Below are 504 nucleotides of genomic sequence, written 5' to 3' on the forward strand. Positions count from 1 at the left end.
TCTCCGGGTAGCCTCATCTATAGTCTCTTTAATATTCCACTTCTTAGACTTCGTTGCCTTGTCGGAAGGCTTTACAAGCACTTTACGACTCAGCATCTCAAAATGTGCGAATTGATAACTCATGACAACGATCCAAAAAATTTCTCGCAAATCGTTGAGAGTCTTCTTTTAAAATCATCAGACGTACAATTTTCCAAATCTAAATTATCGATACTCGAATACAAACCATCCATGTCACATTCTTCTAATTCTTTAACCCAAAGGCGTATCTCATCTTTATTGTCATTAACAAAAACACACTCGTAACAAAAATCATCCTCGTCATCGTTCAAATATTCGTTGAATCTTAAAAAACCATATCCCCTGCTTTCTATGTAATCCAAAAACAAAGAAGAATGCGAAGGAAGACAACGCAAATAATCTCTATAACTTTTCACATCCTTCACAGGAAAAGAATGGTCAATATAATGGTCATGCAAACAAGTCATGATATCGTAAGGCTTT

General features: G+C 35.5%; 1 protein-coding gene. It reads right to left on the reverse strand.

From position 1 onward, the window contains the following. Positions 1-119 precede the first annotated feature (119 nt). On the reverse strand, positions 120-504 hold a 385-nt coding region (locus KP705_RS17005; RefSeq protein WP_215765120.1), incomplete at its 5' end, for a hypothetical protein.

Source organism: Gluconobacter sp. P1D12_c, assembly GCF_018812105.1.
Taxonomy (GTDB): Bacteria; Pseudomonadota; Alphaproteobacteria; order Acetobacterales; family Acetobacteraceae; genus Gluconobacter; species Gluconobacter oxydans_A.